The 448-nt window shown below is 63.4% G+C and carries 2 protein-coding genes; both read right to left on the bottom strand.

Annotated features, from left to right (window positions below):
• A partial coding sequence (locus AC1D0P_RS29595) for an SDR family NAD(P)-dependent oxidoreductase (protein WP_477679993.1) occupies positions 1-133 on the bottom strand: 133 nt, incomplete at its 3' end.
• Positions 134-181: 48 nt separating this feature from the next.
• Positions 182-448: SDR family NAD(P)-dependent oxidoreductase (locus AC1D0P_RS29600; protein ID WP_477679992.1), on the bottom strand; the 267-nt coding region annotated here is incomplete at its 5' end.

The following is a 448-nucleotide window of genomic DNA, read 5'->3' on the forward strand; positions in this document are numbered from 1 at the left end:
CCTTCAACGCTTTCTCGCGTCGCCCGGTGATCACGACATGCGCACCTTCCTCCACGAAGCGCTTGGCTGTGGCCAAGCCGATCCCGCTGCTTCCGCCGGTGATGACTGCGATTTTACCTTCGAGTTTTTTCATGATGTTCTATCCTTCGTTGTGTTGTCCAGACACGGGATCGTGCCGGGGTCAGAGTTGCGCCAGGCCGCCGTCGACGGCGACCTCGCTGGCGGTCATGAAGCTGCTGTCCGAGGACGCGAGAAATGCCGCCACGGCCGCGATCTCCGCCGGATCGGCCATGCGCTGGAGTGGAGTCATCGCCGCGAAGGCCTTCTGGCCCTCCTCGCCTAACGCGTCCTTGGCGAGTTCGGTCGCTGTCGCTCCGGGCGACAGTACGTTTACCCGGATACCGGTGCCTTTCAGGTCCTCAGCCCAGGTCCGCGCGAGGTTTCGCAC

This window comes from Polaromonas sp. P1_G2, assembly GCF_056405515.1.